Source organism: Megasphaera vaginalis (ex Srinivasan et al. 2021), assembly GCF_000478965.1.
GTDB lineage: Bacteria > Bacillota > Negativicutes > Veillonellales > Megasphaeraceae > Megasphaera > Megasphaera vaginalis.
Genome location: NZ_AWXA01000037.1, coordinates 27,097 through 41,465 on the forward strand (window position 1 = coordinate 27,097; position 14,369 = coordinate 41,465).

The window sequence follows — 14,369 nt, forward strand, 5'->3', positions numbered from 1 at the left end:
TTTTTCCTAGCTTTCGTTCGACCAGTGTATCTTTTCGAAAAAGAGGAAGACCAGACTGAGCAGCATGGCCACAACCGTCGCCAATCCCATTCCTTTGAGCTGCACCGGTCCGAGGACGACAGTCGCCCCCGACAAACCGGAGATCATTGTCACTGCCGTAAGAATCAGGTTTTTCGACCGCGTATAATCCACCTTCTTCTCGACCAGCATACGAATCCCCGAAGCGGCGATGAAGCCGAAAAGAAGAATGCAGACACCGCCCATGACCGGCGTCGGAATCCCGTGAATCAGGGCCGCAATCTTCCCGACAAAGGAAAAAATGATGGCGAAAACGGCGGCGCCGCCGATGACCCAGGTGCTGTAAACACCGGTAATTGCCATAACGCCCATATTTTCACCGTACGTCGTGTTCGGCGTCGAACCGACAAAGCCGGAAAGGACATTGGAAAGCCCGTCGGCAAAAAGCGACCGATGCAACCCCGGATCATTGATCAGATCGCGGCCGACAATATCGCTGGTCACGAAAAGATGCCCCAGATGTTCGGCAAAAACGACGAAAAGGGCCGGCATGATCATCATGATGGCGCTGATATTGAACTTCGGTTCATAGAAAGTCGGCACGGCAAGCCACGGCGTCGCACTGACCGTCGCCATGTCGACGACACCGAGAAAATAGGAAAGCACATAGCCGGAAACAACACCGATAAGAATCGGAATAATGCCGATGAAGCCCCGGCCTAGAACAGTTGCCAAAACGGTCACGGCCAAGGTAAACGTCGAGATGAGAATAGCCGTTCCGTTGGTCATGCCTTGAGCATCGCCCAAATATCCTGCCATCGTCATCGCTAGGGGCGCCAACTCCAAACCGATAATGGCAACGACGGCTCCCATCGCAGCCGGCGGAAACAGTATGTCGATCCAGGCGGTGCCGACGCGGTCGACAATGGCGGCCAAAATCATAAAGGAGAGACCGAAAACGATGAACCCTCCTTGCGCATCGCCGTAGGACATGCCGGACGTGGCGCAGACGGCCAGTACCGGCGAGATAAAGGCGAAGCTGGAACCGAGGTATGCCGGCAACCGCCATTTACAGATCGTCAAGTATAGCAACGTGCCGATACCGTTCATGAACAAGGCCGTCGCCGGATCTACGTGCAGTAAAAAAGGAACCAGTACCGTTGAACCGAACATGGCAAAAAGGTGCTGTAAACTGAGCGGTATCGTCGGCAAGAGCGGCAGCCGCTCGTCGACTTCGATGATTTTTCTCTGTTCCATTCGTGTAACTCCTCCGCAAAATACGAATTAACGCGCAGGCAACTTCAGCTGTTGCCGCATCGGTTTCGGCGCGGCGACAGTCCCGTACCGTTCCTGCTGTTCGGCGTGGCGGTAGCCGTCCCGGCAAATATTCAGCAACAGCGCCGCCGCTGTCATATTGACGATCAGCGACGTGCCGCCGTAACTGATGAAAGGCAGCGGCACGCCGACGACAGGCAACATGCCGCTGACCATGCCGATATTGATAAATCCCTGGCCGCCGAAATAAAAGGTTACCCCCAGCGCCAGCAGAGTGCCGAACGTATCGCGACTGTGGCAGGCGCTGTAACAACCATAGTAAATGATCAGGCCGAATAAAAACAGGATGCCGAGAGCGCCGATAAATCCCCATTCCTGAGCAAAAACGGCAAAGGCGAAATCCGTGTGGGCTTCAGGCAGGTAGCTGAATTTGCTGATCCCCTCACCGAGCCCCTGGCCGAAAAAGCCGCCCGAACCGATGGCGATCAATCCCTGCACCGTCTGGTACCCTAAGGTCTTTTCATAAGACCACGGATCAAGCCACGCCGTAATGCGATCCATCCGATACGGCGCCGAGAGGAGCAGAATCACGCCGGCAACGCCGGCGATCAGCAACGGATATTTCGCCTGGGAAAGCTTGGCGCCGCTGGCCCAAAGCATCATGGTCGGCAACAGAAAGATAACCCCTGCCGTCCCGGCATCAGGCTGCTTGAACACCAACGCGCTCAACAAAATGGGCAGCCATAATTCTTCCGTAGGCAACACCGCCGCACGGGCCCGTCCCTTTTTCCGTCTTTCCCGATGCAGCGGCCGCAAAAATTCGATTGCCCGACGGCGGGAAAGCTTGTTCGTAATTGCCGTCGCCGTACAAACAATAACCGTAAGCTTCGCCAGTTCGGAAGGTTGGAAGGTGACACCGCCGATGCCGATCCAACGACGGGCACCGTTAACGACGGTCCCTCCTGCAAAAACGGCCAACAGGAGGATGATCGTCAGTACTGCCAGCTTGCCTGCATGACGGCTCCACCAATGGTAATCGCGGCAATACACAAAAAAGCCGGGAAACAGTCCGATAAACACCAGAAAAGCCTGACGTCCCAGATAACCAAACGTATTTCCCGTCCCGATCTCTTCGACAAAGGTTGAGCTGTACACGTTGACCGTGCCGATGACAAACAGAAAAGCAAAAGCCGTCATGAGCGCCCAGAAGGCGATTCTCAATTCCTTACTTTTCTTCCGCTTCATCCCGTCTCACCTCCGTCGGCCTGGTTGCCAGGCAGTGAAAAATCGGCTGTCCTTTCGCGCTGAATTTCGCTTCATATTCCGTCATCGCTTCATTGACGATGTCGCTGTTGTGCAGGTCATAAGTCACTTCGGACAAAGACCAGCGCCGTGCCGTAAGTTCTTCCAACGTAAAATCAAAAAGACCGCGATTGTCCGACTTAAAACAAAGGCAGCCGCCGGCCCGAAGCAACCGGCAGTAACGGTCGAGAAAAAGGCGATATGTCAAACGACGCTTGGCATGACGCTTTTTCGGCCACGGATCGCAAAAATTGATGAAAATCCGATCGATCTCCTGCGCTGCAAAAATCGATTCCAGCGCCGCCGCGTCGAAACGCAGCAAGCGCACGTTTTCCGTTTCGGCGGCAGCGCATTTTTTAGCGGCGTAATACAAGACGCCGAGCTGCACCTCAATGCCGATAAAATTGACATCTCCATGCAGCTGCGCCATTTGCGCGATGAAATTCCCCTTACCCGTACCGATCTCTACCCACAACGGCGCTGCCGGATCGGCAAAAAGACTTCGCCAACGCCCCTTCATCTCTTCTTTCGCATCCAAACAGACGAAGGACTCAAATTCTTTGACAGCCTCGTCGATCCACGGCTTTCTCCGTAAGCGCATCTCATTCCTCCCAAATGATTTCCACTTGAAAAACAGGCTGATTCCTCATGAAATCAGCCCGAATTTCCATATCTTTTCTTAATTATAAAAAATAAGGGGTACCCTGTCAATGATACGGCCGGCCCGAGGCGATGCCGGCAACGGCGAAGGCTATTTTCTCCCCTGCCGATATGTACTATAATGAATATACCAATCCAATGCAGAGGAGACTGATGCGCTTATGAAGATTACGGATATTCAGCTCGGTATCGTCAAAATTCCCTTGAAGCGGCCCTTTCGGACGGCGCTGCGCCAGGTAACGGACGCGGAAGATCTCGTCGTCAAGATCATTACCGACGACGGGCACGTCGGTTACGGCAACGCGCCGGCGACGCTCGCGATAACAGGCGACAGCCTGACCGCCATTGCCGCCGCCATCGGCACTGTGATCGCGCCGAAAATAAAGGGCTCCAACATTGAGGATCTGCAGGAAATCCGTCTGCTTATCCAGACCGCCATGGCGCACAACACCTCCGCCAAGGCAGCCGTCGATATCGCTGTCCACGACTTATTTTGCCAGCATTATCGCATGCCCTTGTATCGCTTCTTCGGCGGCGCCGCCAACACGGTCTCTTCCGATCTGACAATCAGCATCAATGAACCGGAAACGATGATAAAAGACGCGCTGGCTGCCGTAAAAAGCGGGTATGGAACATTGAAAATCAAAGTCGGCACCGATGCCGCCCTCGATTTTCAACGGATCCGCGCCGTCCGCAGCGCACTCGGTCCCGGGATCCGTCTCCGCCTTGACGCCAATCAGGGTTGGAAACCGAAAGAGGCTGTCCGCCTCATCCGCGCCTTTGAAAACGCCGGTTTTTCTATCGAGTTCATTGAACAACCCGTCCGCGCCCACGACATTGACAGTTTAAAATTTGTTACCGACCATGTCGCCACAGATATCATGGCCGATGAGTCGTGTTTCAGCGCGCCGGACGCCTTTCGGCTGCTGGCGCTTCGCGCCTGCGATCTGCTGAACATCAAACTGATCAAAGCCGGCGGCCTCGCGGAAGCCGCCAAGATCGCCGCCCTGGCCTCAGCCGCCGGAATCGGCATGATGGGCTGTATGCTGGAAAGCAAGATCGGCGTTACGGCGGCTGCCGCTTTATCGGCAGGATGCGGTACGATCGGCCGGAACGATCTCGATGCCGCAGACCTGCAGGAAACCGACCCTATCATCGGCGGCATCCGTTATGAAGAAGACATGCTTCTCCTGCCTGAAGCACCGGGACTCGGCATCAGTGAAGTTACCGGCTGGCAACCGTTGTCCATGCCTTACGCATCTTGCTGACCGCAGTTTTGCCGCTGAACCGGCGCGTCCTTCCTGCCACAGCTCTAAGGAGTGATTATTTATGCCAAAAAAACAACGATCCGTTATTCATACCGTCTGCGGCGTTCATACGACGGACGGCGCCGGTGTCCGGTTAGTCCGCGTCCTTGACAATACGACGACAGACGCCTACGATCCGATCTTGCTGCTCGATTCCTTTGACAGTACCGATCCCGCTGATTACACAGCCGGTTTTCCTATGCACCCGCACCGCGGCATTGAGACGATCAGCTACGTTTATAAAGGCGCTATGCGACACAAAGACAGCCTCGGATCAGCCGATACGGTCAGTGACGGCGGCGTCCAATGGATGACCGCCGGCTCCGGTATTTTGCATGAAGAACAGCTGCCGCCGACAAAACGGATGCTCGGCGTTCAGTTATGGCTGAATTTGCCGCAAAAAGATAAAATGGCGCCGCCGAGTTACCATGCGATCACTGCTGAAAAAATCGAAGAAATTCCCTTTGCAGGCGGCTTCCTTCGCCTGCTGGCAGGCAGCTATTTACAGCATCAGGGATTTCAGGGCCGCTATTTACCGCTGGATTATTATGATATCCACATCAACGGCAACGCCGCCTTCACTGTCGATACGAAAACGGATGCGTCCGTCATGATTTTCACGCTGACAGGCAGTATCACCGTCGGCGCCGAAACACTTCCGGAAAAGACGGCGGCCAAACTTTCGCCGGGCGACGCCGTCACCTTAACTGCCGGCCATCAGGGCGCACAAGTCCTTTTTATGAGCTCGCGACGTCTCGACGAAGCCGTCACCTGGGGTGGTTCCATCGTCATGAATACGCCGGAAGAGTTGCAGGAATGTTTCCGTGAACTCCGTCTGGGAACATTTCTGAAAAATACGTTATCTTACGAAAAATGACGGGCATTCCGATAAACGAACAAGGGCCGCAACAGCAGGTGTTCTTTCTCCCTGCTGTTGCGGCCCTTGTCGTCGGCAGAACGTTTCCATCTGCCTGTCAGGTCAGGATCGACAAAATGTCCGTAACCTTGGCAACGATAAAGTCTGCGCCTTCCCGTTCAAACATGGGTCGCGCCGCTTCGCCTTCAAGTCCCGTCAAGGTTGCAATCATGACCGCCCCCATTGAGCGGGCGCCCAGAACATCGGCCAACGAGTCGCCGACAACATAATAGGTGCCGTTCAGGAACCGTTCCGGCATCTCAACATAGTCGCCGTACCGTTCCGGCACGTTGCCGAAGGCTCCCAAATAGTAGGCAAAGGGATGCGGTTTATCAAGGGAACGCCCCAGCTGCTTTGAGGCGGCGGCAACATCACTGGCCGTCGCCATGTGGCTCTTGTCGAATGCTTCCAGCCAATGATACGTTCGGAAAGGAATCATCGTTTCCGCCGTCGACCTGCCTGTGGCAACAGCCAATGTATAGCCCCGCTCCCTCAGCGTTACGAACATTTCCCGTATCGCCGCCGCCGGCGCCAACGGCCGCTCCCGTGTCAGGAAGCCATCCTTTCCCGATTGAAGCGGCTGTCCGCCATAGGTCTCGGCATACAGGTCATCGCCGAAATACCAGTGCTGAAAGACATTGACATGGAGTTGCCAGAAGGGCGAACGAAGAGGCAGCCAGGACGCCGCTGACGCTCCCAATTCATCGACTGCCTGCGCCGTCAGCGCGGCAAAAACGCCATCCTTGTCGGCATCGGCCGGTACTGCCGCCGCCAAAGCCGCGAGGATCTCCGCCGCCGACGGTACCGACAGACCACGCCAGTTCCGTCCCAAAATCGTCACCGCCTCCTGCGTCAACGGCGGCACGAAATCGCTCTTGCCGCGCTGCCGCCGGCAGTCTCTCGCCAACAAGAGCAGCGTGACGGCGAGATAGGCATGGACCATGTCCCAGTTACTGTTTACGCCATGTCCCTTCAGCCAGGACAGGACGGCGTCAGCGCCGAACAGCTGATGCCGCAATGCGGTAATCTCGCCGTCAGAAACGTCAAAATGAACGGCTGCACCGTCAAGTCCCATATAAGACGGACTGTATAACCATTCCCATATGGTCAGCGCCGTCACGTCAAAATATCGCTCTTCACTGAGAAGAACGCCGTCTACATCAAAAATAACCGTTTTCATCGGCGCCTCAAAAGGTCTTGTCCAAATGGCCGGCAGTCTTCTTATTCCCTTCGACGTGAGACCGTTCTTCCAAAACGCGCATGACTTCGTTAACATCGACTCCCGCCGCTTCCCAAAGGACGGAAAGGTGATACAGCAGATCCGCCGATTCCTTGCAAACCTCCTGACGCAAAGACGGATCGTCGCCGCGATAATCCGCATTCTTGGCGGCAATCACGACTTCCGCCGCTTCTTCGCCTATTTTCTTGCAGATCTTATCCATTCCTTCCCGCAATAGGTACGCCGTATACGACTTCTCCGTAGGATGCTTCTTTTTTTTGACGATCTCTTCGTGGAGCGCATGCAGAACGGCCGGACTTCCCGTATACACCCCTTTCGCTCCCGCCAAGGCACGATAAAAGCAGGTTTTGTTGCCTGTATGACAGGCGGCGCCGATCTGTTCCACTTGGAGCAAGATCGTATCGCCGTCACAGTCGACGGCAATAGCTTTCACTCGCTGAAAATGTCCTGAAGTCTCGCCTTTATGCCACAACTTCCGGCGGCTGCGGCTGTAAAACCAGGTTTCGCCGTCTGCCAGCGTTTTCGCCAACGACTCGGCATTCATATAGGCCAACATCAGCACCGCCCCGCTTCGCGCCTCCTGTACAATGGCGGGAACCAGGCCGCGGCTGTCATACCGGATCGTATCCAACCCTGCAGTTTCCATCATTCTCCCACCTCTCTCATCGGTAAGCCCGTACCGGACAGATACCGTTTCAGCTCCGGAATCGCTATCTGTCCGAAATGAAAGACCGAAGCGGCCAACGCCGCATCGACGCCGGTTGCAAAGACATTGCGAAAGTCCTCCATTGTTCCGGCGCCGCCGGAAGCGATAATCGGCACGGACAGTTCCCTGGCGAAAAGACTGTTCAAGGCTAAGTCAAAACCTCGTTTTTCACCGTCACCGTCAATGGAGTTGAGACAAATTTCACCGGCGCCTAGCGCCACGCCCTCCTTCGCCCATTGCAGTGCGTCAAGGCCCGTGTCCGTACGGCCGCCGTCAACAAAAACGCGCCACCTGTCGTCGCCGCACCGCTTCGCGTCGATCGACAGGACGACACACTGACTGCCGAAACGCTCCGCGGCCAATCGAATCAGGACCGGCGAACGGACAGCGGCGGAATTGACCGATACCTTATCGGCTCCCGCCTGCAACACATCCTGAAAATCACCGACGCTGCCGATGCCGCCGCCGATGGTGAAAGGAATCGTAATCGTTTCCGCCACAGCGCGGACAACGTCGATAAAAATCTCCCGCTTTTCATGGGTCGCCGTAATATCGTAAAAAACCAGTTCATCGGCAGATTGGTCCGAATAAAACTTCCCTAATTTCACGGGATCATCGACGTCCTGAATTCCCTTGAACTGTCTGCCCTTGACGACGCGTCCGTCACGTACGTCGAGACAAGGAACAATACGTTTTGCCAGCATATTACATCCCCCGCAATGAACGAATTTCTGCCATCGTCAGCCTGCCCTCGTATAAGGCCTTGCCCGTAATCGCGCCATACAATCCGAGACGCCGTAACGTCTTCAAATCTTCGATGCTGCTGATGCCGCCGGAAGCGATGAGTCGGATAAAAGGCAGCTGCTGCAGTTTTTCAAGCATATCCAGATTCGGCCCCGTCAACATACCGTCGCGACCGATATCGGTGTATACGAGCGTCCGGATGCCGATGGAAAGCAGAAAACGCGCAAAGGGAATGACTTTTTTATCGCTGCCGTCGACCCAACCGTGCGTAGCAACAACGTCGTTCCTGGCGTCGATGGAAACAGCCAGGCTGGACGCATACTTTTGTGCCATGTCGATCAAAAACGACTCGTCTTCAGCCGCTTTCGAACCGATAATAATGCGGCTCACACCGCGTTCCAGGTAATCTTCTATCGTCTCTTCCGTGCGAATGCCGCCGCCCACTTCAACGGGAATATCGACGGCGTCGCAAATGGCTTCAATGACGTCGGCATTTTCCGAAGCGCCGGAAAAGGCGCCGTCCAGATCGACGACATGCAAAAACAACGCCCCTTCGTCGCACCATTTTACGGCTGCCTGAACGGGATCGTCAAAATAGACGGTGCTGTCCTCGGCGACGCCCTGACGCAGGCGGACAGCCTTTCCTTTTTGTATATCTATTGCCGGAAATACGATCATCTCTTTATCCTTTCCTTGCGTACGCCGCTATATTTCGCAAAATCTGTTCACCGACGGAGCCGCTTTTTTCAGGATGAAACTGCATGCCGAGAATGTTATCGCGGCCGCAGACGGCAGGCACGTCATGTTCATACGCGGCGACAGCAATGACGTCGTCCGAATCGACAGGCGTCTTATAGTAAGAATGCACAAAATAAACGTACGGGCGCGGCGGCAGCTTCTCCTGCAACCAATGGGGACGGCGGAAGGACAACTCGTTCCACCCCATGTGAGGCACCTTCAGGGCGATCCGAAAGGGTACGACGGAGCCTGGTAAAAACCCGAGTCCCTCGGCTTCTCCGCCTTCGTATTCCTTTTCAAAAAGCAGCTGCATGCCCAGACAAACGCCGACAAAAAATTTGCCTTTGCCGACTTCTTCCTGCAAAAGGGGAATCAATTCATAACGCCGCAAATTAGCCAACGCGTCGCGAACAGCGCCGACGCCGGGCAGTTCGATCATATCTGCCGAACGAATGACGGCGGCATCGCGCGTGACGACGGCGGAAACACCGATTCGCCGCCAGGCATTGTACACGTTGGCAATGTTGCCGACGCCGTAATCGATAATGGCGATCTTCATGGCTAAAGAACCCCCTTCGTCGAAAGGATGGCCGTCCCGTCCCCCTCCATGCGCACCGCTTCTTGCAGCGCATGTCCCAGCCCTTTAAAAACGGACTCCACAATGTGGTGCGCATTGGCGCCGTACAAGTTCGTCACATGGAGATTCATCTTACCGTGTACGGCAAACGCATAAAGGAATTCCCGCAGCATTTCCGTTTCAAAGTCGCCGATCCGTTCGACGCCCAGAGACACGTCAAAAACAAGATACGGCCTGCCGCTCAAATCGATGACGACGCGGGTCAGCGCTTCGTCCATCGGACAATAGAACAAGCCGTAACGATGAATGCCGCGCTTATCCCCCAAGGCCTTCGTCAACGCGTCTCCCATAACGATAGCCAAATCCTCCAGCGTATGGTGTGTATCGACGTCGAGATCGCCGTGAACATGAAGCGTCACGTCAATACCGCTGTGACAGGCGAAAAGGTTCAACATATGATCGAAGAACCCGATTCCCGTCGTCCCGGCAAAATTACCGGTGCCATCCAGATCAAGGCTGGCGGCGATCTGTGTTTCCGCCGTTTCCCGTTCTACTTGCGCGCTACGCATAATGTTTCCCTCCGCTGAAAACAGTGATCAAAAGCTCCGCTACCTCCCGCGTCGTGACACTGATACGGATGCAGTCGGCCAAAACGCCGTCGCCATATACGCGGGCGCAGATATCGGCACGCTTCAGAGCCGCGGTGACAGCCGGTCCGTCCGGGACCTTGACCAAAATAAAATTGGCGGCGCTGTCGTAGGCACGGATCCCCTCCAACCGGTTCAATTCTGCAGTCAGGTACGTCCTGTTGGCAACTACAGTCGGAACGGTCTGCCGCAAGATTTCCTCGCTGTGCCCCACCGCTACGATTCCCATCAATTGGCTGACACTGTTGAGATTATAGGCTTCTTTCGTCAACGTCAGCGCATTGATGACCCGTTTCCCGGCGACGGCATAGCCGATACGGAAGCCGGCAAGACCGAACGCCTTTGACAGCGTGCGAATGATGATGAGGTTATCATGCTTTTTCAGCAGCGAAACGGCACTGTCCTGACCGGAAAATTCCACGTATGCCTCATCGACGACGACGGGATTGTCGGATGCGGCGGCAATGGCGGCAATATCTTCAAGCGGCCAAAGATGCCCCGTCGGGTTGTTCGGATTGCAGATAAATGTCACCTTCGGCTGCATCGCGTGAACAGTCTTTCTGAAAACGTCTGCGTTGCGCTGAAAATCATGATCGTCGGGAACGGCGCAAACATTAGCTCCCAGCGAAGCGGCGACAATACCGTAGACGTCAAAAGTCGGCGAGTGAATCAATACATCGTCGCCGGGGTTGACGAAGGTATGCAGCACTAAACCGATAATTTCGTCACCGCCGTTGCCGGCCAGAATCTGATCCGGCGCAGCCCCTGCATACGCGGCCAAAACGGCGCAAAGTTCCTGCGCCATCGGATCGGGATACCGATTAGACGCCAGACTTCTGAGTCGACTGAAGAATTCAGCTCGTACGGCCGGAAAGTCAAAGATATTATACGGACTTTCATTGGCATTGATGACGATAGACTCCCGAACGACAGGAACAGCATACGGTTCCAAATTACGAATCGTATCTCGTAGCCAGCGATTATTCATTTGTCATCCTCCTCCTTACGGCCGCGCCGTGACCTTGCAGTCCTTCTACGTCGGCAAAAGTCATCACTGCAGCGGCAACGGCGGCAAACGCGTCCTTGTCGTATTGCAGTATACTGGTTCGCTTGACAAAATCATAGACGCCTAAAGGCGATGAAAACGCGGCGGTTCCCATAGTCGGCAACGTGTGATTGGGACCGGCGATATAATCGCCGAGCGGCTCCGGCGTATAGGGACCGATAAAAACGGCGCCGGCATTGACGATGTCCCGGACATAGGTCTCCGCATCGGCAAAGACGATCTCCAGATGCTCCGGTGCGATCAGGTTCATGACGGCGACGGCGGCTTCCCGCGTAGTCGTAATGAAGATCTTGCCGTAACATGCCAGCGCCGCGGAGGCAATCCGGCGCCGCGGCAATGTTTCCAGCTGCGCGGCGACGGCCTTTTCAACAGCTGCCGCCAAGGCCCGGCTCGGTGTCGCCAGAAAAACGGCGGCGCGACTGTCATGCTCCGCCTGGGCCAACAGGTCGGCGGCAATCCATTCGGGATTCGCCGTGTCATCGGCCAGAATACCGACTTCACTGGGCCCGGCAATCATATCGATGCCGACAGTACCGAAAACCAGCCGTTTCGCCATGGCCACATACGCATTGCCGGGCCCGACGATCTTAAAGACGGGAGCGATCGTTTCCGTACCGTAAGCCGCGGCGGCGATGCCCTGTGCGCCGCCGACTTTATAAATCTCCGAAACGCCGGCGACGGAAGCTGCCGCCAAAATATACGGATTGACACTGCCATCGTCAGCAGGCGGCGTAAAAATGGCAATGGACGGAACGCCCGCCACTTTGGCGGGAACTGCGTCCATCAACACCGTCGACGGATACGCCGCGGTACCGCCAGGCACATAAACGCCGACGCGCTGAATCGGTGTATAACGGGCCCCGAGCCGGACGCCGTCACGAAAGGTATCGACCCACGACTCCTGCACCTGCCTTCTGTGATAAGCCTCGATATTCCGCTTTCCTTCTTCAAGGACAGCTAAAAAACCGGCGCCGACCTGTTCCCGCGCCGCCGCGATTTCCGTCTCCGAAACCAAAAAACGGTCCAGGCGAACACCGTCAAAACGCTCGGTAAATTGCTTTAACGCCGCGTCGCCCCGCTCCCTGACGGCAGCCAGAACGGCTTCAACATCGCCGCGTATCTCGTCGTCACCGGCTTGACCGCGCCGGGTATAGCGACGTATCTCTTGCAGGGAAAATCCTTCTTCAGGCACTTCTATCCATTCCATGACATCATCTCCCCCTATGACCTTATTGTATCTCTTTCCTGCCAATAATGGTAATCAAATGCTGAATTTCCTCATATTTTACCTTGAAAGCCACCTTATTGCAGATCATGCGGGCACTGAAATCCATGAAATACACCAATACTTCCAGCCCGTTTGCTTTCAGCGTATTGCCTGTCTCCACAATATCGACGATGACGTCAGCCAACCCGACCAGAGGCGCCAGCTCAACAGAGCCGTTCAGCTTGATAATATCCACGCTGTGATGTTTGGCGGCGAAGTATTGCCGAGCCAAGCGCGGATACTTTGTGCCGACCGTCAGACGGCGGCTCCGGTCGATGCTCCGTCCCTGCGGAGCGGCGACAGCCATGCGGCAGCGGCCGATTCCCAGATCGAACACCTCATAGACGGCCGCACCGGCACAGTCTTCGGCCAGTACATCTTCGCCGACGATGCCGATATCGGCGGCGCCGCGCTCGACATAAACAGCCACATCAGGCGACTTCACCAGAGTCACCTTGAGGGCTTTGCCGGTATCTTCAAATATTAATTTGCGACTGTCTTCAGCGTACGTTGAAAAGTCATAGCCGCTGTCTCGCAAACAGTTCATGACGGCCTTATGAATACGTCCCTTAGCCAAGGCAATATGAAGCGCCATCGCAAAGCCCCCTTATCAATTCTTCCAATTCTTCCGGAGATAGAACCTGTCCCTGACGATAATAGTTTCCTTTAGTATACTCCGCCGCCAAACTGTAATCGCGCTTGTCAACAAGACAGCCGGTGCCGCAGGCGGCGACGCGGTACCCCCGTCGCCGCCAGGACGCAAGTTGAGACGCAAGCCGCCGATCGCTGCGGTCGTAACGGATGAGCAATTGCAAGGTCGGTTCCGTTCCCGCCAAAAGGCCGGCATCATCCATAAATTCGTATAAAAGGTTAATGTTCATTCCGAAACCGCACGCCGGCCGCGGCGTGCCGAAACAAGCCGACACGTCGTCATACCGGCCGCCGTCGATAACGTCGTACGAAGCACCGGCCACGTATATTTTGAAAATCATATCCGTATAATAGCCGAGCGGACTTGTAAAGCCGAAGTCCAAATACACCTTATCCCGATAACCGGCAGCGTCAACATAGGCGTACACCGCCTCCAATCGATCCAGCGCCGCCTGCATTGCCGGATTTAAACAATAGCTGCGGGCTTTCGCCAACGTTTCCTCATAAGAACCGAAGAGAACGGGCATGGCATTCAGCGCTTGCCGTTCCGTCTCCGATAACGGCAGCGTATCTGCATACGCTGCAAAAGCGACCAGATTCCGCTCATTCAAGAGGCGGCGCAATTTCTTTTTTTCCTTCTCTGCTATTTGCAAACCGGAAAACAGCGCCTGCGTATAGGCGGCCGTTCCCATATCGATGCGAATATCATCTACGCCGAGAGCCATTAATATTTCTGCAGCCATCACGACAACTTCGCCGTCACATTCGGCACTGCCGTCACCGAAAATTTCCGCGCCGCCTTGCAAAAATTCTTTTCCGTACGCCGTTTTACCGCAGTACTCGCGAAAGACCGTACTCACATAGCCGAACTTCAGCAGCCTGTTTTTTTCAGGAAACTCCCGCGCCGCCGTTTCAACGAGAGGCAGCGTCACGTCAGGCCGCAGTACGAGAACCCGGCCGTCCGTATCAATAGTTTTCACCATTTCACGGCGTAAGTCGGGAAAAAATTGCTGATAGACATCGTAGTCTTCAAAGCTCGGCGTTTCGATAATTTTGCAGCCGTGTACTTGTAAAACCTTGGTGATCTGCCGCTGGATCCGTTCGTAATTTTTCATCTCGTCATGGCGCAGCATCTTCACACCGTCAAGGGTATCGTATTGCAACGAAAACATCTCCTCAAATTATCTTTTCTTTATTACGTTAAATTGTTAAAGAATTTATGTTGCATATTATACCACACTCCCAGAGAAATACA

The 14,369-nt window shown here is 55.0% G+C and carries 15 protein-coding genes; 2 read left to right on the forward strand and 13 right to left on the reverse strand.

The window, feature by feature from the left end; translation table 11 throughout:
- Positions 1-6: 6 nt before the first annotated feature.
- Genes uraA through trmB form a run of 3 tightly spaced genes read right to left on the reverse strand, consistent with a single transcriptional unit; the run spans position 7 to position 3,196 of the window.
- On the reverse strand, positions 7-1,275 hold the full coding sequence (uraA, locus tag HMPREF1250_RS06210; RefSeq protein WP_023053793.1) for a uracil permease: 1,269 nt from the start codon (positions 1,273-1,275) through the stop codon (positions 7-9).
- Positions 1,276-1,302: 27 nt separating this feature from the next.
- Positions 1,303-2,538 (reverse strand): FtsW/RodA/SpoVE family cell cycle protein, encoded by a 1,236-nt coding sequence (locus HMPREF1250_RS06215; protein ID WP_036242865.1) that lies wholly within the window; start codon positions 2,536-2,538, stop codon positions 1,303-1,305.
- Positions 2,519-3,196: a tRNA (guanosine(46)-N7)-methyltransferase TrmB gene (trmB, locus tag HMPREF1250_RS06220; RefSeq protein ID WP_023053773.1), complete on the reverse strand. Its 678-nt coding sequence runs from the start codon at positions 3,194-3,196 to the stop codon at positions 2,519-2,521. Before trmB ends, HMPREF1250_RS06215 begins: the two co-directional genes overlap by 20 nt.
- 220 nt (positions 3,197-3,416) lie before the next feature.
- On the opposite strand from trmB, the gene HMPREF1250_RS06225 reads away from it, so the two are divergent.
- On the forward strand, positions 3,417-4,523 hold the full coding sequence (locus tag HMPREF1250_RS06225; protein ID WP_023053827.1) for a dipeptide epimerase: 1,107 nt from the start codon (positions 3,417-3,419) through the stop codon (positions 4,521-4,523).
- 61 nt (positions 4,524-4,584) lie between these two features.
- Positions 4,585-5,439 (forward strand): pirin family protein, encoded by an 855-nt coding sequence (locus tag HMPREF1250_RS06230; RefSeq protein WP_023053863.1) that lies wholly within the window; start codon positions 4,585-4,587, stop codon positions 5,437-5,439.
- A 97-nt stretch (positions 5,440-5,536) separates the two neighbouring features.
- Here HMPREF1250_RS06230 and HMPREF1250_RS06235 read toward each other — a convergent pair whose 3' ends face one another.
- Genes HMPREF1250_RS06235 through HMPREF1250_RS06280 form a run of 10 tightly spaced genes read right to left on the reverse strand, consistent with a single transcriptional unit; the run spans position 5,537 to position 14,277 of the window.
- Positions 5,537-6,658 carry an HAD hydrolase-like protein gene (locus tag HMPREF1250_RS06235; RefSeq protein WP_023053780.1) on the reverse strand — a complete coding sequence of 374 codons (1,122 nt, stop codon included), beginning with the start codon at positions 6,656-6,658 and terminating at the stop codon, positions 5,537-5,539.
- Between the two features lie 7 nt (positions 6,659-6,665).
- Positions 6,666-7,367: a bifunctional phosphoribosyl-AMP cyclohydrolase/phosphoribosyl-ATP diphosphatase HisIE gene (hisIE, locus tag HMPREF1250_RS06240; protein WP_231391295.1), complete on the reverse strand. Its 702-nt coding sequence runs from the start codon at positions 7,365-7,367 to the stop codon at positions 6,666-6,668.
- Positions 7,364-8,128, reverse strand: coding sequence for an imidazole glycerol phosphate synthase subunit HisF (gene hisF / locus HMPREF1250_RS06245; protein WP_023053856.1), 765 nt, complete (start codon positions 8,126-8,128; stop codon positions 7,364-7,366). Before hisF ends, hisIE begins: the two co-directional genes overlap by 4 nt.
- A gap of 1 nt (position 8,129) precedes the next feature.
- Complete coding sequence (gene hisA, locus HMPREF1250_RS06250; protein ID WP_023053818.1) at positions 8,130-8,846, reverse strand: 1-(5-phosphoribosyl)-5-[(5-phosphoribosylamino)methylideneamino]imidazole-4-carboxamide isomerase; 717 nt, start codon at positions 8,844-8,846, stop codon at positions 8,130-8,132.
- A 4-nt stretch (positions 8,847-8,850) separates the two neighbouring features.
- On the reverse strand, positions 8,851-9,465 hold the full coding sequence (hisH, locus tag HMPREF1250_RS06255) for an imidazole glycerol phosphate synthase subunit HisH (RefSeq protein WP_023053764.1): 615 nt from the start codon (positions 9,463-9,465) through the stop codon (positions 8,851-8,853).
- 2 nt (positions 9,466-9,467) lie between these two features.
- The gene (gene hisB, locus HMPREF1250_RS06260) at positions 9,468-10,052 is read right to left on the reverse strand and encodes an imidazoleglycerol-phosphate dehydratase HisB (protein ID WP_023053799.1); all 585 of its coding nucleotides are present in this window, start codon (positions 10,050-10,052) and stop codon (positions 9,468-9,470) included.
- Positions 10,045-11,118, reverse strand: coding sequence for a histidinol-phosphate transaminase (gene hisC, locus HMPREF1250_RS06265; RefSeq protein WP_023053791.1), 1,074 nt, complete (start codon positions 11,116-11,118; stop codon positions 10,045-10,047). The genes hisB and hisC overlap by 8 nt, the downstream gene beginning before the upstream one ends.
- Positions 11,111-12,403, reverse strand: a complete 1,293-nt coding sequence (gene hisD, locus HMPREF1250_RS06270) for a histidinol dehydrogenase (protein WP_023053821.1) — start codon at positions 12,401-12,403, stop codon at positions 11,111-11,113. The genes hisC and hisD overlap by 8 nt, the downstream gene beginning before the upstream one ends.
- 22 nt (positions 12,404-12,425) lie before the next feature.
- Positions 12,426-13,058 carry an ATP phosphoribosyltransferase gene (gene hisG, locus HMPREF1250_RS06275; RefSeq protein WP_023053840.1) on the reverse strand — a complete coding sequence of 211 codons (633 nt, stop codon included), beginning with the start codon at positions 13,056-13,058 and terminating at the stop codon, positions 12,426-12,428.
- The gene (locus HMPREF1250_RS06280) at positions 13,033-14,277 is read right to left on the reverse strand and encodes an ATP phosphoribosyltransferase regulatory subunit (RefSeq protein WP_023053808.1); all 1,245 of its coding nucleotides are present in this window, start codon (positions 14,275-14,277) and stop codon (positions 13,033-13,035) included. The genes hisG and HMPREF1250_RS06280 overlap by 26 nt, the downstream gene beginning before the upstream one ends.
- Positions 14,278-14,369 lie beyond the last annotated feature (92 nt).